The following is a 17,433-nucleotide window of genomic DNA, read 5'->3' on the forward strand; positions in this document are numbered from 1 at the left end:
ACCGGGTTTCTTACGCCGTTACCTTGGCGCTAGCGACAGAAAAGTAACGCTTTTTCATGTCGAGCGCAGGCTTCTCGACGAAGTGCCACGAGGCGGCACCGACCAGCGCGGAGAGCGCCAGCGACAGGAACGTGAAGGCATACACGTCGGTCAGGTCAGGGAACAGACTGACCAGCATCTGCTGGATGACGAAGCCGTACACGTAGATCCCGTACGAGTAGTCGAACCGGTTCAGGAAGCTCATTTTCTTCGAGAGCACGCAGATCGAGATCAGGCAGTAAGGCCACAGCACCAGGTAGAAACCTGCGGAGAAGTGCCAATCACCGCCGTTGTTGAAGAAGGCCCAGAGGATGAGGGCCACGGCCGGCACCGTGATGAACCACGACATGTAGACCTTGTCCTTCAGGTGCGCCAGCAGTGCGCCGTACAGGAACAGGTAACCCAGCTCGTTCAGGAACAGTTTGGACACGGTGAAGACGTAGCTGTCGCGCATGAACGTATCGTGCAGGTGCAGGGTCAGCATCACCAGCATGGCCAACAGCACGAACCGCCAGTTGAACGCCTTGGACCAGGCCAGCACCAGGATACCGAGGTAGCACAGCACTTCCAGGGGCAGCGTCCACAGGCATCCATTGATCACCTGCACGGGGTTTTCAGTGAACACGCCAGGTATGAACGGATGCAGATCGAAGAGGGTCGCGTTGCGCAGGTATTGCCAGGTTTCGCCTTGCGCCAGGTACTGCGAGTAGCTGGGCGCGAACAGGCCGACTACCAGCATCGTCGCCAGCACCGAAACGATCAGGCCGGGGAAGATGCGCGTCACGCGATTGGTGAAGAAGGTGACGAGGCTCTGCCCTCTGAGCATCGACAGCGTCACCAGGTACCCGGAAATAACGAAGAAGGCGTCGACGCCAATCTTGCTGAAACCGATCAGTCCATTTCGTTCAAAGACGTCGCCGTGGTCCAGGCCAAGCACGACGTACGTATGAGTAATGATTACCAACGATGCGGCAATGAGCCTCACCATAGTAAAGCCATTTCTCTTGTCAGCAATCACATCTCTTCTCCATCGGAAACCCTTAAAGATACCTACCCTGTGGCCATATTTTGACGCATGGCCGTCAACACTCAGGCGGTGATCTTTATACGCACTTTGGAAGCGTCGGCCAACTGACGACCGACGCAGGGTGACCTAGAGCGCGCCTGAAGCCGCGATGCACCGCGACCTCGTGCGTCGTTGAGGAAGGGCTTAACCTTGAATCAGACGTTCGATTTCAGCGACACGCTGAGCCACCAGGGCCTCGTCACCGCGGCTCTCGACGTTCAGACGCAGCAACGGCTCGGTGTTGGAGCCGCGCAGGCTGAAGCGCCAATCGGCGAAGGCCACGCTGATACCGTCGGTGCGGTCGACCTCGGGGGCCTGGGGCAGATAGAAGGCCAGGACCTTTTCCACCGATGCCTTGACGTCGTCGACCTGGTAGTTGATCTCGCCACTGCACGGGAACGCCGCGATGCGCTCGTCCACCAGCTGGGCCAAGGTCTTGCCGCTGACGCTCATCAGCTCGGCCACCAGCAGCCATGGGATGTTGCCGCTGTCGCAGTAGGCAAAGTCACGGAAGTAATGGTGAGCGCTCATTTCGCCGCCGTAGACCGCATCCTCGGCGCGCATGCGTTCCTTGATGAAGGCATGGCCGGTCTTGCTCTGGATGGCCTGGCCGCCAGCGGCCTGCACCTGCTCGATGGTGTTCCAGGTCAGGCGCGGGTCGTGGATGATCTTGCTGCCGGGATGCTTGCGCAGCAGCATTTCGGCCAGCAGGCCGACCAGGTAGTAGCCTTCGATGAAGCGGCCCTGGCCGTCGAAGAAGAAGCAGCGGTCGAAGTCACCGTCCCAGGCCAGACCCAGATCGGCCTGGCGCTCGAGCACGGCGTTGCGGGTCAGTTCGCGGTTTTCCGGCAGCAGCGGGTTGGGTACGCCGTTGGGGAATTCACCGTCCGGTTCACCGTTGATGACATCGATGTGCAGCGGCAGGCGCGCCTTGAGCAGCTCGATCACCGGGCCCACGGCACCGTTGCCGGGATCGGCCAGGACCTTGAGCGGCTTGAGTGCCGAGACGTCGACGTAGGTCAGCAGGTGGTCGATGTAGGCGGTCTTGTCGAAGGCTTCCTGCACCTGGCCTGGGGTTGCAGCCAGCTCACCCAGACGGCCAGCCTCGACGCGGTCGCGAATGGCGAACAGCCCCGAGTCACCGCTGATCGGCTTGGAGTGCTCGCGCACCAGCTTCATGCCGTTGTAACCCTTGGGGTTGTGGCTGGCGGTGATCATGATGCCGCCATCGGCCTGCAGGTGGCTGGTGGCGAAGTAGACTTCTTCGGTACCGCACAGGCCGATGTCCAGCACGTCGGCACCCGCCTCGGTCAGGCCGCGGGTCAGGGCCTGGGCCAGCATGGGGCTTTCCAGACGCATGTCACGGCCGACCACGTAGCGCTTGCCGCCCAGTTCGGCGACCAGCGCACGGCCGATTCGGTAGGCGACGTCCTCGTTGAGGTCGGCAGGTACTTGCCCACGGATGTCGTAGGCCTTGAAGCAACGGGTCTGGATAGATGGGTACATGGTTCTCACTTTGACGAGCCGTCCGCAGACGGCGATCGATGTGTACGCAGGCCACTCATGGGCAGCCGATGGCAAACGGCCCATGGTACTCGGAAGGAGCACCACGGGCCGCGCGGGAAGCATCAGGACTCAGCCGGTGCAGCGACCGTACTTGTCCTCGAAGCGGACGATGTCGTCTTCGCCGAGGTAGTCACCGCTCTGCACTTCGATCAGGACCAGGTCGATGACGCCCGGGTTTTCCAGTCGGTGCGTATGGCCTGCACGAATGAAGGTGGATTCATTGGTGTGCAGCATCATTTCCTTGTCGTCGTTGACCACGACGGCGGTGCCGCTGACCACGATCCAGTGCTCGCTGCGGTGATGGTGCATCTGCAGCGACAGCGACGCCTTGGGCTTGACCACGATGCGCTTGATCTTGAAGCGATCGCCGTTTTCCAAGGTGGTGTAGGTACCCCATGGGCGGTGCACGGTGCGGTGCAGCTGGTGCACGGTGTGGCCCTTGCTCTTGAGCTGGCCGACGATGTGCTTGACGTCCTGGGCGTGGTCCTTGTGGGCAATCATCACCGCGTCAGGGGTGTCGATCACCAGCAGGTCCTCGACGCCGACCAGGGCGGTGAGACGGTCTTCGCTGTTGACGTAGTTGTTGCGCGAGGCATGGGCCAGCACTTCGCCTTCGAAGCGGTTGCCGTCGGCGTCCGCCGGGGTGAGTTCGCTGACCGCGTTCCACGAGCCGATGTCGCTCCAGCCGATGTCGCACGGGACGGTGGCAACACGCTCGGAGCGCTCCATCAGGGCGTAGTCGATGGAAATGTCCGGGACCTGGGCGAAGCTGTCGGGGTCGATGCTCAGGCAGCTGTAGCTCTTGCCTTCGGCCAGGCGCGACTGGCGCTTGGCGTGAGCAGCGGCCTGCAGCACGTCGGGGGAGTGCTTTTCGAACTCTTCCAGGACCGTGCCGACACGGAAGCAGAACATGCCGGAGTTCCAGAAGTAGTTGCCGGCGGCCACATAGGACTCAGCCACTTGCAGGGTCGGCTTCTCGACGAACCGCGCGACCTTCAGGCCATGCTGCAGCTCGCCCGCCTGGCCGGCCTCGATGTAGCCGAAACCGGTCTCGGGGTACTGGGGCTTGATACCGAAGGTCACCAGCCAGCCTTGGCTGGACAGCTCGACGGCCTTACTCACGGCTTCGGCGAAAGCCTGTTCGTTCTGGATCAGGTGGTCGGCTGCCAGCACCAGCATGTGCGCGTCGTCGCCATGGCTGTCGCGCAGTTGCAGGGCGGCCAGCGCGACGGCTGCGGCGGTATTGCGGCCGAAGGGTTCAAGGATGAAGGCCTGGGCAGGACCAGACTGCTGCACGGCGCGGTATTCGTCTTCGGTCTTGAACAGCAGCTCCCGGTTGGTCACGGTGAGCACTTCCGAGACACCGGCCAGGTTCGAAGCCCGCAGGAAAGTCTTTTGAATCAGGTTCTGGCCATCAGGCAAGGTCATGAAGGGTTTGGGATGAGCCTCGCGGGACACGGGCCACAGCCGGCTGCCGACGCCGCCTGACAAAATTACGGGTATCAAGTCCATATCTTATAATCCTGCTGGCCATTCGCATGGCACGTAGACGAAACGCAAAGTACTACAGCAACGATATGCCACTTCGCATCTTTAACGATCAAATTCCTTGCTGATCCAGCTGCTTGGCTTCAACGACGCGTGAAGGCAGGCTAACCCCTAAATTCGAGCGCTCAAGAATATCAGAGAACATTCAGTGAGGCTCGTCCATAGGCGCTGTGCTGGGCGATCCATTGTCGCCCCCTTGGACACCAATGAGATTCATTCGATCTTCACGGTCAGGCCTTTTTTTGCATAGGCCTCTCGCAGACGCTCTGCCAGGGCCTGACGGGCAGGTGCCTCACCGTGCACCAACCGTATGCGCGACGGCCACCGCGCCATGCTCGTCACGAACTCGACCAAGCCTGCCTGATCCGCATGGGCCGAATACCCCGGCACGCTGAACACCTTGGCGCGCACGTCGTACAACTGCCCATCCAGGTCGATGCTAACGAACCCCTCCGCGCCGGCACTCGCCTGAATCACGGCGCCCGGCGTCCCCGGCACCTGATGCCCGACGAACACGACCTCATGGCGCGGATCGCCCAGCATCGCCTTGAGGTACGCGACGATGCGCCCGCCGGAGCACATGCCGTTACCCGCGATGACGATGGCCGGCTTGCCGGTGCTCTTGAGGTAATTCACCACCCGGGCGTGGTCGGCATGGCGGTCGATGGAAATCAACTGCCCGAACCCCAGCGGTGCGCGTCCTTCGCGCAGGCGCTGGCTGGCGTCGTCGTTCCAATGGGCATGCAGCTCGCGGTAGACCTGGGTGATGCGCTGGGCCAGCGGCGAGTCGAGGATGACCGGCAGTTGCGACCAGTCCAGCCTGGACAACGGATCGTCGGGTGCACCACCTTGACTCGACGCACACAGCGCCTTGCGGTGCAGGATGGCTTCCAGATCGAACAGCACTTCCTGCGTGCGCCCCAGGCTGAATGCCGGAATCAACACGGTGCCCTGGTCGGCGAGCGCGCGCTCTACCACCGCCTCGAGGGCCTGCTGTCGATCGCCGGCGGCGTGCAGGCGGTCTCCATAGGTGCTTTCGAGCACCAGCAGGTCGGCGTGCTCAGGGGGCTCGACCGCCCGCAACAGGCCACGAGACGGCGCGCCGAGGTCGCCCGAGAACACGACCCGGGTATGCCGGTCGGTCGCGTGGTCATGGACATCGCATTCGACGTAGGCGGACCCGAGCACATGCCCGGCGCGCTGCAGGCGCACGCGGCAGGTCAGGCCCTGGCGCTCCACCAGGGTATGCCATTGCGCGAAGGGCAACGGGCGAACGCGGGCCTGGACGAACGCCAGGTAGCGCGCCACGTCGGCAGGCTCGCTGCTGATGGTCAGCTTGTAGGCGTCTTCGAGTACCAGCGGCAACAGCTTGGCCGAGGGCTCGCTGCAGAAAATGGGCCCACGGTAACCGGCTGCGAACAACGCCGGCAGTCGGCCGACATGGTCCAGGTGCACATGGGTGACGATGAGCGCTTCGAGGGTATCGAGGGCGACAGTGAGCGAGGCAGGCCCGGGTGTCGCGTCGGCGCCCTGCTCCAGGCCACAGTCGATCAGCACACTGGAGTGGGCGTCGAGATGCAGTTGGTGGCACGAGCCCGTGACGGTCTGGGCGCCACCGTGATGAGTAAGGCTGGGATAGGGCATGGGTACGCGCTCTGTAGCGGCAGGGCGCGGTATTACGGCAGAGCGTGAACGCCGGGAAAATCAGATCTCAGCGTTCATTGTGTAGGACTTTTCTTAGCGTTCGGCCAGGGCCGCTTCACGGGCCTTGAGACGAATGCGACGGCGCGACCGCAACACGGCATAGCTGCCCAGCACGGGCCCGACGGCCAAGCCTATGATCAACGCGGCGAGCACCGGCAAGGCCACCGGCATGGCGGGCGCTGCCCAGCCGAACAGGACCAGGGACACGTCCTGCTGGTTTTCCAGCACAAAGAACAGGACCACCGCGGCCAACAGCAGTACCAGCAGCGCCACCAGGGCACGTTTGAGATTACGCATCAGACAGTTCCTTGGGGCACGTCAGGCCTGGGCCTCGTGCTCGTCTTCGTTGACCCGGTCGCGCAGTTCCTTGCCGGGCTTGAAGTGCGGCACGAACTTGCCATCCAGGCTGACCGACTGGCCAGTCTTGGGGTTACGCCCCACACGGGGGGCACGATAATGGAGAGAAAAGCTGCCGAAGCCCCGGATCTCGATACGATCGCCCGTGGCCAAGCACTGTGACATCTGTTCAAGCATGGTCTTGATGGCCAGCTCCACGTCTTTGGGGGACAGCAGACCCTGGTGGTTGACAATCCGATCGATCAGCTCCGACTTCGTCATGTTTTTCCCTTCGTTATCAAGCAGCTAGATCATTGCTCAATTGGTTGTAGCACGTCGCGCTGGATTTGAACAGGGTGATGCTTGACTTCGGGAAAAAATCGAGTTTGAGCAGATTTCAGGATCGGGCCAGGTACCCGCTTGCGTCAGACTGTATCCGCCTCACCATCGCGTCTGGGCCGGGTCTTGTAGATGGCCCGGTGCTCGGTATAGACCACGGTGTCGTCCGGCACGTCCTTGTCCACGTAGGCCTGGGCGCCGATCATGACGTTGTTGCCGATGGTGATCTCACCGACGATGCAGGCGTTGGCACCAATGGTCACGTCATCGCCGATGCGGATGTGGCCGTTGATGTCCTTGGAGCCGATGGTGGTGTTCTGGCGCAGGCGCAGGTTGCGGCCGATGATCGCCCGATGGGTGATCACGATGCCGATACGGTGCGAGAAGCAGATGCCGGGACCGATCTGGGCGGGCAGTCCGATGTCGATGTTGTGCTCACGGATCAGGCGTCGATTGATGCGCTTGGCCCACTTGCGGTAATTGATCAGCCCACGCGGCTTGTTGTACAGGTACTGCGCGATCCTGAACCAGAACACATAGTGGTAGCGCTCCTTGGCCATCACCCGGTTGAACAGGGTGCTGAGCTTGGCGCTGCCATCTTCCTTGGTGGCGATTTCCTCGGTGAGGTAGGCGCGCAGTTCTTTGAAATCTTTCACGTCTCGTCCCTTGCAGGCTTCAGGGCGTCAGACGGCGCGTGGCCGTGACGAACCGGTACGGTCATGGGGTCAATCGATGGACGAAAAAAAGGGCGACCGAAGTCGCCCTTTTCTTTCGCAAGCCGAACTTAGTTCTGCTTGGCCATCGCTTCGCGCAGCAGCGCAGCCATGGTGGTGTCGCCAGTGCTTTCCGGAGCGTTGGTTTTCAGGCTCTGGATCGCTTCGCGCTCGTCAGCATCGTCCTTCGACTTGATGGACAGGCTGATGACGCGGCTCTTGCGGTCGACGCTGATGATCTTGGCTTCGATCTCTTCGCCTTCTTTCAGCACGTTGCGGGCGTCTTCAACGCGGTCGCGGCTGATTTCGGAGGCTTTGAGGGTCGCTTCGATGTCGTCGGCCAAGGTCACGATGGCGCCTTTGGCGTCAACTTCCTTGACGATGCCCTTGACGATGGCACCCTTGTCGTTCAGGGACACGAAGTTGGAGAACGGATCGTCTTCCAGCTGCTTGATGCCCAGGGAGATGCGCTCGCGCTCTGGGTCAACCGACAGGATGACGGTTTCCAGCTCGTCGCCCTTCTTGAAGCGACGCACGGCTTCTTCGCCGGCTTCGTTCCAGGAGATGTCGGACAGGTGAACCAGACCGTCGATGCCGCCTTCCAGACCAATGAAGATACCGAAATCGGTGATCGACTTGATGGTGCCGGAGATCTTGTCGCCCTTGTTGAACTGGCCAGAGAAGTCTTCCCATGGGTTCGACTTGCACTGCTTGATGCCCAGGGAGATACGACGACGCTCTTCGTCGATGTCCAGAACCATGACTTCCACTTCGTCGCCAACCTGAACGACTTTCGACGGGTGGATGTTCTTGTTGGTCCAGTCCATTTCGGACACGTGCACCAGGCCTTCAACGCCTTCTTCCAGCTCAGCGAAGCAGCCGTAGTCGGTCAGGTTGGTGACGCGTGCGGTGACGCGGGTGCCTTCTGGGTAACGTGCCTTGATAGCAACCCATGGGTCTTCGCCCAGTTGCTTCAGGCCCAGGGAAACACGGTTACGCTCGCGATCGTACTTCAGGACCTTGACGTCGATCTCGTCGCCAACGTTGACGATCTCGGACGGGTGCTTGATACGCTTCCAGGCCATGTCGGTGATGTGCAGCAGGCCGTCCACGCCGCCCAGGTCCACGAAGGCGCCGTAGTCGGTGAGGTTCTTGACGATACCCTTGACCTGCTGGCCTTCCTGCAGCGATTCCAGCAGCGCTTCGCGCTCTGCACTGTTCTCGGCTTCCAGGACGCTACGACGGGAAACGACAACGTTGTTGCGCTTCTGGTCCAGCTTGATGACCTTGAATTCCAGCTCTTTGCCTTCGAGGTGGGTGGTGTCGCGCACTGGGCGGACATCAACCAGGGAGCCCGGCAGGAACGCACGGATGCCGTTAACGTCGACCGTGAAGCCGCCCTTAACCTTACCGTTGATAACGCCCTTGACGACTTCTTCGGCAGCGAAAGCAGCTTCCAGAACGATCCAGCACTCGGCGCGCTTGGCTTTTTCACGGGACAGCTTGGTTTCGCCAAAGCCGTCTTCGACCGCGTCCAGCGCAACGTGAACTTCGTCACCGACCTTGATGGTCAGCTCGCCAGCTTCGTTGTAGAACTGCTCGAGCGGGATGACGCCCTCGGACTTCAGGCCAGCGTGTACGGTAACCCAGTCGCCGTCGATGTCGACAACGATACCGGTGATGATCGCACCCGGCTGAAGATTGAGGGTTTTCAGGCTTTCTTCAAAGAGTTCTGCAAAGCTTTCGCTCATTTTAATTCCTGTAGATTAGGGCGAGACAGACGCCCATCAGCCACATTCCAGACAATGTGGGTTTCGTTCATGTAAAGGAAGGCCGACAGGACAGTGACTGGAGCCCCTGCCTGCCATTCCTGATGATCAGAGCAGATCGCGCTGGGCGAGCTCGCTTCTGATCCGTTGCAACACCTGCTCGATGGACAACTCGGTCGAGTCCAGCTGGATGGCATCGGCCGCCGGCTTGAGCGGGGCCACTGCACGCTGGGTATCACGCTCATCGCGTGCCTGTATCTCTTCCAGCAGACTCGACAGACTAACAGCTTCGCCCTTCCCCTTCAACTGCAGGAAACGACGACGTGCGCGTTCCTCGGCGCTGGCGGTCAGGAAGACCTTCAGCGGCGCGTCGGGGAACACCACGGTGCCCATGTCCCGCCCGTCGGCGATCAGCCCGGGGGCCTCGCGAAACGCGCGCTGACGCTGCAGCAAGGCTTCGCGTACCGCCGGCAGCGAGGCGACCAGGGAGGCGCCGGCACCGACCGTTTCGGTACGGATGACGTTGCTGACGTCTTCGCCTTCGAGAATGATCTGCTGGAGTTTACCGGGTTCGGCGGCGATGAACTGCACGTCCAGATGAGCGGCCAGCGCCTTGAGCAGTTCTTCGTTGGTCAGGTCCACGCCGTGGTTGCTGGCATTGAACGCCAGCAGACGGTACAGCGCGCCGGAATCCAGCAGTCGCCAGCCCAGTTCGCGCGCCAGCAGGCCCGCCACGGTGCCCTTGCCCGAGCCGCTCGGCCCGTCGATGGTAATGACCGGTGCCAAGGTGTTCACGACTTGCCCTCTTCTGCCACACGGATGCCGACCTGCGCGCACAGGGCGAGGAAGTTGGGGAACGAGGTCGCGACGTTGGCGCAGTCATGAATGCGGATCGGCGCGCTGGCGCGCAGCGAGGCGACGCTGAAGGCCATGGCGATGCGGTGGTCACCGTGACCGTGCACCTCGCCGCCGCCGATCTGGCCACCGTCGATGACGATGCCATCGGGCGTCGGCTCGCACTGCACGCCCAGGACCTTGAGGCCGTCGGCCATGACCTGGATGCGGTCGGATTCCTTGACCCGCAGCTCTTCGGCGCCGCGCAGCACGGTACGGCCTTCGGCGCAGGCCGCGGCGACGAACAGCACGGGGAATTCGTCGATGGCCAGGGGCACGAGGTGCTCCGGGATGTCGATGCCCTTCAGGCGTGCGCCACGCACGCGCAGGTCGGCCACCGGCTCGCCGCCGACTTCACGCTGGTTTTCCAGTGTGATGTCGCCGCCCATCAGGCGCAGGATGTCGATGACACCGGTGCGGGTCGGGTTGATGCCGACATGCTCGAGCACCAGCTCCGAGCCTTCGGCGATCGACGCCGCCACCAGGAAGAACGCCGCCGAGGAGATGTCGGCCGGTACTTCGATGCGGGTGGCGGTCAGCGTGCCCCCGGCGCGCAGCGAGGCGACGGGGCCGTTGGATTCCACGGTGTAGCCGAAGCCGCGCAGCATGCGCTCGGTATGGTCGCGGGTCGGTGCGGGCTCGGTCACGGTGGTGACGCCTTCGGCGTACAGGCCGGCCAGCAGCAGGCAGGATTTGACCTGGGCGCTGGCCATCGGCAGCGTGTAGTCGAGCGCCTTGAGCGGCTGCCCGCCACGGATGGTCAGCGGCGGACGCCCGTCCGGGCCGGTCTCGATCACCGCCCCCATCTCACGCAGCGGGTTGGCGACACGGTTCATCGGACGCTTGGACAGCGACGCATCGCCGGTCATGGTCACGTCGAACGGTTGCGCGGCCAGCAGGCCGGACAGCAGGCGCATCGAGGTGCCCGAATTGCCCAGGTAGATCGGCCCCGGTGGTGGCTTCAGGCCGTGCAGGCCGACACCGTGAATGGTCACGCGCCCCTGGCTGGGGCCTTCGATGACCACGCCCATGTCGCGGAAGGCCTGCAACGTGGCCAGGGCGTCCTCGCCCTCGAGGAACCCTTCGACTTCGGTCGTGCCTTCGGCCAGCGAGCCCAGCATGATCGAGCGGTGGGAAATCGATTTGTCGCCCGGAACGCGGATCCGTCCGCTCAGGCGGCCACCCGGTTGGGCCAGGAAAATCAAGTCGTTGGCGTTCATAGCGTCCACATAGGCCCGGCGGGCCAGGATTGTGCTGAAGTGCTCGCGGGCCACCTGTGCGCGGGTGAATACCCCCAGCAACTGGTGCCCGTCCCCTGAATCGACCGCGTCGCGCAAGGCGTCGAGGTCACTGCGATACGTGTCCAGCGTGCGTAGCACGGCCTCGCGGTTGGCGAGGAAGATATCGTGCCACATGGTCGGATCGCTGCCGGCGATCCGGGTGAAGTCGCGGAAACCTCCCGCAGCGTAGCGGAAGATCTCCAGGTTTTCGTCGCGCTTGGCCAGCGAGTCCACCAGACCGAAGGCCAGCAGGTGCGGCAGGTGGCTGGTGGCAGCCAGGACTTCGTCGTGGCGCTCCACGGCCATGTGCTCGACGTCGGCCTCGAGGGCGCGCCAGAGGCGGTCCACGACAGCCAGGGCGTCGGCGTCGGTTTCCGGCAGCGGCGTGAGGATCACCTTGTGACGGCGGTACAGCTCGGCGTTGGAGGCCTCCACGCCGCTCTGCTCGGAGCCGGCGATCGGGTGCCCGGGCACGAAGCGCGACAGGCGATCGCCCAGTACGGCACGCGCGGCGCGCACTACGTTGCCCTTGGCGCTGCCAGCGTCGGTGAGCACGGCTGCGCCCAGGTCGAGGGCGGCGAGCTTGGCCAGGAGGGTTTCCATGGCCAGGATCGGCACGGCGAGCTGGATCACGTCGGCACCGACGCAGGCCGCAGCCAGGTCGTCCTCGCAGCGATCGACCACGCCCAGCTCGACGGCCTTCTGTCGCGAACGCGGGTCGAGGTCGACGCCCACTACTTCGCGGCACAGACCGCTCTGGCGGATACCCTTGGCGAAAGAGCCGCCGATCAGGCCGAGGCCGATGACCACCAGGCGGCCGATGGGCGGGGTAGGTTTGTTCGTGACTGCATCAACCACAAGTGTGGGCCCTGTGTAGTACGGCGGTTTTTGCGGAGTTTGTGGGGCCGCGTTGCGGCCCATCGCGGCCGGTCCGGCGATCCGGCAGGGGCCGCTCCTACAGGTCGAGCCCGCAACACCCTTTTCGAAGGTGAGCGCAATCACTTTGTAGGAGCGGCCCCTGTGCCGCGATAGGCCGCACAGCGACCTCACAGCCTCTGAATGTCAACGGCTCAAAGCACCGCCTTCGGATACGACCCCAGCACCTTCAACCCCACGGCTTCCTGGCTGATCTGCTCCAGTACGGCCTTGATCAGCGGGTCGCGGTGGTGGCCGACGAAGTCGATGAAGAACACGTAGGTCCACTTGCCGCTGCGCGAAGGCCGGGTCTCGATGCGGGTCAGGTCGATGTCGTTCTGGTGGAACGGCACCAGCAGCTCGTGCAAGGCCCCGGGCTTGTTGCTCATGGAGACGATGATCGAGGTCTTGTCGTCGCCGGTCGGTGGCACTTCCTGGTTGCCGATCATCAGGAACCGCGTGGAGTTGTCCGGGCGGTCCTCGATCTTCTCGGCCAGGCGCTCCAGACCATACAGGTTGGCCGCCATGTCGCCGGCGATCGCCGCCGAGTTCCACTCGCCCTTGACCCGCTTGGCCGCCTCGGCATTGCTCGACACGGCGATACGCTCGACGTTCGGGTAATGCGCGTCCAGCCACTTGCGGCACTGGGCCAGGGACTGGGCGTGGGAGTAGATGCGGGTGATGCTGTTGGTCTTGGTGTTCTCGCCCACCAGCAGGTGATGGTGGATACGCAGCTCGACTTCGCCACAGATGACCATGTCGTGCTCGAGGAAGCTGTCCAGGGTGTGGCTCACGGCGCCCTCGGTGGAGTTCTCCACCGGCACCACACCGAAGTTGACGGCACCGGCCGCCACTTCACGGAACACTTCGTCGATGGCCGCCATGGGCCGGCTGACCACGGCGTGGCCGAAGTGCTTCATGGCCGCGGCCTGGGTGAAGGTGCCCTCAGGGCCGAGGTAGGCGACCTTGAGCGGCTCTTCCAGGGCCAGGCAGGACGACATGATCTCGCGGAACAACCGGGCCATTTCTTCGTTGCCCAATGGGCCACGGTTACGCTCCATGACCCGTTTGAGCACCTGGGCCTCGCGCTCGGGCCGGTAGAACACCGGCTTCTCGCCTTCGGCCAGGGTCGCGGTCTTGACCCGCGCCACTTCCTGGGCGCAGCGGGCGCGCTCGCTGATCAGCTCGAGGATCTTCTCGTCGAGGCTGTCGATGCGGACCCGCAGCGCCTTGAGTTCCTGCTCGGACATCAGGCGTGCTCCTTCTCGAATTCACTCATGTAGGCGATCAGTGCCTCGACCGCATCCATCCCCAGGGCGTTGTAGATCGACGCGCGCATGCCGCCCACCGAACGGTGCCCCTTGAGGTTGAGCAGGCCACGGGCGTCGGCGCCCGCCAGGAAGGTCTTGTCCAGGCGCTCGTCGGCCAGGCGGAACGGCACGTTCATCCACGACCGGGCGCTGGTGCTGATCGGGTTGCTGTAGAAGGCGCTGGCATCGATGAAGCCGTAGAGACGGTCCTTCTTCGCCCGGTTGCGCGCTTCCATGGCCTCGACGCCGCCCTGCTCCTTGAGCCACTCGAAGACCAGGCCGGAGAGGTACCAGGAGTAGCTCGCCGGGGTGTTGTACATCGAGCCGTTGTCGGCCGAGATCTTGTAGTCGAGCATGGTCGGGCAGCTGCTGCGGGCATGGCCGAGCAGGTCTTCGCGCACGATCACCACCACCAGGCCGCTGGGGCCGATGTTCTTCTGCGCGCCAGCGTAGATCAGGCCGAACTGCGAGACGTCGATGCTGCGCGAGAGGATGTCCGAGGACATGTCCACCACCAGCGGCACGTCGCCGGTCTGCGGCACCCAGTCGAACTGCAGGCCGCCGATGGTCTCGTTGGAAGCGTAGTGGACATAGGCCGCGTTCTGGCTCAACTGCCATTCGTTCTGCCCGGGAATGGCCTGGTAATCGTAGGCCTTGGCGCTGGCCGCGACGTTGACGTGGCCGAAACGGCTGGCCTCGTCGACAGCCTTCTTCGACCAGATGCCGGTGTCGATGTAGTCGGCCGTGCCGCCTTCAGGCATCAGGTTCAGCGGAATCTGTGCGAACTGCTGGCTGGCACCGCCCTGGAGGAACAGCACCTTGTAGTTGGACGGGATGCTGAGCAGGTCGCGCAGGTCCTGCTCGGCCTTCTCGGCGATGGCCACGTAGTCGTCGCTGCGATGGCTCATCTCCATCACCGACAACCCCTTGCCGCGCCAGTCGAGCAGCTCGTCCTGGGCACGCCGCAGGACCGCTTCGGGAAGCGCGGCCGGGCCTGCGCAGAAGTTAAAGGCTCGTTTGCTCACATCCACTCTCGCTCTGCCTACCTAAATAGAACACACCGTGACCGCTGCTCGTCCGCAAGGCAGCGCTGCAGCGGTCATGCCAGCTGTAGTAATCGAACGGGGCAACCTTGGTTGCCCCGTCCGGGTTTGTCGCCTGTTACTCCTGCGGGGCCTGCTCGGCGTCCGCTGCCTCGTCGTCTTCTCCGGCCACGAGGTCGGCCGCGTCGTCCAGCGCCTCGTCGTCGAGCAGCGCGTCGAGCTCTTCCTCGGCCGGTTCCTGGATACGCTCCAGGCCCACCAGGGTCTCGTCGCTGGCCAGCTTGATCAGCGTCACACCCTGGGTGTTACGGCCCAGGCTGGACACTTCGCCGACGCGGGTGCGGACCAGGGTGCCCTGGTCGGAGATCAGCATGATCTCTTCGCCCAGGTGCACCTGGATGGCGCCGACCAGGTTGCCGTTGCGGCCCTTGGTGCCCATGGCGATCACGCCCTGGCCACCGCGGCCGCGACGCGGGAACTTCGACAGCGGCGTGCGCTTGCCGAAGCCGCGCTCGGAGGCGGTGAGGATCTGCGCACCGGACTCGGGGATCAGCATGGAGATGACCTCCTGGCCCTTGCCCAGCTTCATGCCGCGCACGCCGCGCGCGGTACGGCCCATCTCGCGGACCATGCCTTCGGCGAAGCGAATGACCTTGCCGGCGCTGGAGAACATCATGACTTCCTTGGCGCCGTCGGTGATGGCCGCGGCGATCAGGGTGTCGCCTTCCTTGAGCTTCAGGGCGATCAGGCCGTTGGAGCGCGGACGGGCGAACTGCACCAGCGGGGTCTTCTTGACCGTGCCGCCCGCGGTGGCCATGAAGATGTAGGCACCGGTCGGCTCGGCGACCAGCTCGGGGGTGTCTTCTTCGTCGACGTCCTCGGGCTCGATCACTTCACCTTCGAGGACGGTGTCGTCGACCTCTTCCAGTTCTTCGTCGAGGTCGGCGCTCTGCTGCAGGGCTTCCAGGTCGATCTGCAGCATGGCGGTGATGCGCTCACCCTCCTCCAGCGGCAGCAGGTTGACCAGCGGACGCCCACGGGCGGCGCGGGAGGCTTCCGGGATCTCGTAGGTCTTCTTCCAGTACACCTTGCCCTTGCTGGAGAACAGCAGCAGCGTGGCGTGGCTGTTGGCGACCAGCAGGTGCTCGATGAAGTCCTCGTCCTTGACGCCACTGGCCGACTTGCCCTTGCCGCCGCGGCGCTGGGCCTGGTAGGACGACAGTGGCTGGGTCTTGGCGTAGCCGCCGTGGGAGATGGTCACCACGCGCTCTTCCTCGGGGATCATGTCGCCCAGGCTGAGGTCGTGGCGCGCATCGAGGATTTCGGTGCGGCGCGCATCGCCGTATTCGGCGCGGATGGCTTCGAGCTCTTCGCGGATCACTTCCATCAGGCGCTGGGCGCTGTTCAGGATGCGGATCAGCTCGCCGATCTGCTCGAGGATCTCCTGGTACTCGGCCAGCAGCTTCTCGTGCTCCAGGCCGGTCAGGCGGTGCAGGCGCAGGTCGAGGATGGCCTGGGCCTGTTCGGGCGACAGGTAGTAGCGACCGTCGCGCAGGCCGTATTGCGCGTCGAGGTTTTCCGGACGGCAGGATTCGGCACCCGCACGCTCGACCATGACCTGCACGGCGTTGGATTCCCACGGCGTGCCGATCAGGGCTTCCTTGGCTTCGGACGGCGTCGGCGAGGCCTTGATCAGCGCGATGACCGGGTCGATGTTGGACAGCGCCACCGCCTGGCCTTCGAGGATGTGGCCACGCTCGCGGGCCTTGCGCAGCTCGAAGACCGTACGACGGGTCACCACTTCACGGCGGTGACGGACGAAGGCTTCGAGCAGGTCCTTGAGGTTGAGCAGGCGTGGACGGCCGTCGATCAGGGCCACCACGTTGATGCCGAAGACGCTCTGCAGCTGGGTCTGGGCATACAGGTTGTTGAGCACCACTTCCGGCACTTCGCCACGGCGCAGCTCGATGACCACGCGCATGCCGTCCTTGTCGGACTCGTCGCGCAGCTCGGTGATGCCTTCGAGCTTCTTGTCCTTGACCAGCTCGGCGATCTTCTCGATCAGACGCGCCTTGTTCAGCTGGTAGGGCAGCTCGGTGATGACGATCTGCTGGCGGCCGCCGACCTTGTCGATGTCCTCGACCTCGGAGCGTGCACGCATGTAGATGCGCCCGCGACCGGTGCGGTAGGCCTCGATGATGCCCTGGCGGCCGTTGATCAGGCCGGCGGTGGGGAAGTCCGGGCCCGGGATGAACTGCATCAGCTCATCGACCGTGATCTCGGGGTTGTCGATCAGCGCCAGGCAGCCATCGATCACTTCGCCCAGGTTGTGCGGCGGAATGTTGGTGGCCATGCCCACGGCGATGCCGCTGGAGCCGTTGACCAGCAGGTTGGGGATGCGCGTGGGCATGACCGCCGGGATCTGCTCGGTGCCGTCGTAGTTGGGCACCCAGTCGACGGTCTCCTTGTGCAGGTCGGCCAGCAGCTCGTGGGCCAGCTTGGACATGCGCACTTCGGTGTATCGCATGGCCGCGGCGTTGTCGCCGTCGACCGAACCGAAGTTGCCCTGGCCGTCGACCAGCAGGTAGCGCAGCGAGAACGGCTGCGCCATGCGCACGATGGTGTCGTAGACCGCGGTATCACCGTGGGGGTGGTACTTACCGATCACGTCACCGACCACGCGGGCGGATTTCTTGTAGGGTTTGTTCCAGTCGTTGCCCAGCTCGCTCATCGCAAACAGAACGCGACGATGCACGGGCTTCAAGCCATCACGCGCATCGGGCAGTGCCCGCCCGACAATGACGCTCATCGCGTAGTCGAGGTAAGACTGTCTCAGTTCGTCTTCGATATTGACCGGGAGGATTTCTTTGGCCAGTTCGCCCATGAGAAGCCTGATTCCTTTTTCTGGTGA

13 protein-coding genes are annotated in these 17,433 nt (G+C 63.6%); all 13 read right to left on the reverse strand.

Annotated features, from left to right (window positions below; translation table 11 throughout):
* Positions 1 to 10: 10 nt before the first annotated feature.
* On the reverse strand, positions 11 to 1,027 hold the full coding sequence (locus APT63_15035) for a hypothetical protein (protein ID AMA46825.1): 1,017 nt from the start codon (positions 1,025 to 1,027) through the stop codon (positions 11 to 13).
* 222 nt (positions 1,028 to 1,249) lie between these two features.
* Positions 1,250 to 2,611, reverse strand: coding sequence for a phosphomannomutase (locus tag APT63_15040; GenBank protein ID AMA46826.1), 1,362 nt, complete (start codon positions 2,609 to 2,611; stop codon positions 1,250 to 1,252).
* Between the two features lie 129 nt (positions 2,612 to 2,740).
* The gene (gene cpsB / locus APT63_15045; protein ID AMA46827.1) at positions 2,741 to 4,183 is read right to left on the reverse strand and encodes a mannose-1-phosphate guanyltransferase; all 1,443 of its coding nucleotides are present in this window, start codon (positions 4,181 to 4,183) and stop codon (positions 2,741 to 2,743) included.
* Positions 4,184 to 4,432: 249 nt separating this feature from the next.
* Positions 4,433 to 5,863, reverse strand: a complete 1,431-nt coding sequence (locus APT63_15050) for an MBL fold metallo-hydrolase (protein ID AMA46828.1) — start codon at positions 5,861 to 5,863, stop codon at positions 4,433 to 4,435.
* Between the two features lie 93 nt (positions 5,864 to 5,956).
* The gene (locus tag APT63_15055) at positions 5,957 to 6,220 is read right to left on the reverse strand and encodes a hypothetical protein (GenBank protein ID AMA46829.1); all 264 of its coding nucleotides are present in this window, start codon (positions 6,218 to 6,220) and stop codon (positions 5,957 to 5,959) included.
* Between the two features lie 21 nt (positions 6,221 to 6,241).
* Positions 6,242 to 6,541 (reverse strand): integration host factor subunit beta, encoded by a 300-nt coding sequence (locus APT63_15060; GenBank protein AMA46830.1) that lies wholly within the window; start codon positions 6,539 to 6,541, stop codon positions 6,242 to 6,244.
* 143 nt (positions 6,542 to 6,684) lie between these two features.
* Positions 6,685 to 7,254, reverse strand: coding sequence for a hypothetical protein (locus tag APT63_15065; protein AMA46831.1), 570 nt, complete (start codon positions 7,252 to 7,254; stop codon positions 6,685 to 6,687).
* Positions 7,255 to 7,382: 128 nt separating this feature from the next.
* Positions 7,383 to 9,062: a 30S ribosomal protein S1 gene (gene rpsA / locus APT63_15070; GenBank protein AMA46832.1), complete on the reverse strand. Its 1,680-nt coding sequence runs from the start codon at positions 9,060 to 9,062 to the stop codon at positions 7,383 to 7,385.
* A gap of 126 nt (positions 9,063 to 9,188) precedes the next feature.
* Positions 9,189 to 9,875: a cytidylate kinase gene (locus APT63_15075; protein ID AMA46833.1), complete on the reverse strand. Its 687-nt coding sequence runs from the start codon at positions 9,873 to 9,875 to the stop codon at positions 9,189 to 9,191.
* A complete protein-coding gene (locus APT63_15080; protein AMA46834.1) occupies positions 9,872 to 12,112 on the reverse strand; it encodes a 3-phosphoshikimate 1-carboxyvinyltransferase in 2,241 nt (746 codons plus the stop codon). The genes APT63_15075 and APT63_15080 overlap by 4 nt, the downstream gene beginning before the upstream one ends.
* A gap of 212 nt (positions 12,113 to 12,324) precedes the next feature.
* A complete protein-coding gene (locus APT63_15085) occupies positions 12,325 to 13,419 on the reverse strand; it encodes a prephenate dehydratase (GenBank protein ID AMA46835.1) in 1,095 nt (364 codons plus the stop codon).
* Entirely contained in the window at positions 13,419 to 14,504 is a 1,086-nt protein-coding gene (locus APT63_15090) for a 3-phosphoserine/phosphohydroxythreonine aminotransferase (protein ID AMA46836.1), read from the reverse strand. Before APT63_15090 ends, APT63_15085 begins: the two co-directional genes overlap by 1 nt.
* Before the next feature lie 136 nt (positions 14,505 to 14,640).
* Positions 14,641 to 17,406, reverse strand: a complete 2,766-nt coding sequence (locus APT63_15095) for a DNA gyrase subunit A (GenBank protein AMA46837.1) — start codon at positions 17,404 to 17,406, stop codon at positions 14,641 to 14,643.
* Positions 17,407 to 17,433 lie beyond the last annotated feature (27 nt).

Source organism: Pseudomonas monteilii (assembly GCA_001534745.1).
GTDB lineage: Bacteria > Pseudomonadota > Gammaproteobacteria > Pseudomonadales > Pseudomonadaceae > Aquipseudomonas > Aquipseudomonas alabamensis.

Excerpts from the sequence above, each read along its gene's own strand:
- APT63_15035 (AMA46825.1), bottom strand. The coding sequence starts at position 1,027 with ATGGTGAGGCTCATTGCCGCATCGTTGGTAATCATTACTCATACGTAC.
- APT63_15040 (AMA46826.1), bottom strand. The coding sequence starts at position 2,611 with ATGTACCCATCTATCCAGACCCGTTGCTTCAAGGCCTACGACATCCGT.
- cpsB (AMA46827.1), bottom strand. The coding sequence starts at position 4,183 with ATGGACTTGATACCCGTAATTTTGTCAGGCGGCGTCGGCAGCCGGCTG.
- APT63_15050 (AMA46828.1), bottom strand. The coding sequence starts at position 5,863 with ATGCCCTATCCCAGCCTTACTCATCACGGTGGCGCCCAGACCGTCACG.
- APT63_15055 (AMA46829.1), bottom strand. The coding sequence starts at position 6,220 with ATGCGTAATCTCAAACGTGCCCTGGTGGCGCTGCTGGTACTGCTGTTG.
- APT63_15060 (AMA46830.1), bottom strand. The coding sequence starts at position 6,541 with ATGACGAAGTCGGAGCTGATCGATCGGATTGTCAACCACCAGGGTCTG.
- rpsA (AMA46832.1), bottom strand. The coding sequence starts at position 9,062 with ATGAGCGAAAGCTTTGCAGAACTCTTTGAAGAAAGCCTGAAAACCCTC.
- APT63_15085 (AMA46835.1), bottom strand. The coding sequence starts at position 13,419 with ATGTCCGAGCAGGAACTCAAGGCGCTGCGGGTCCGCATCGACAGCCTC.
- APT63_15095 (AMA46837.1), bottom strand. The coding sequence starts at position 17,406 with ATGGGCGAACTGGCCAAAGAAATCCTCCCGGTCAATATCGAAGACGAA.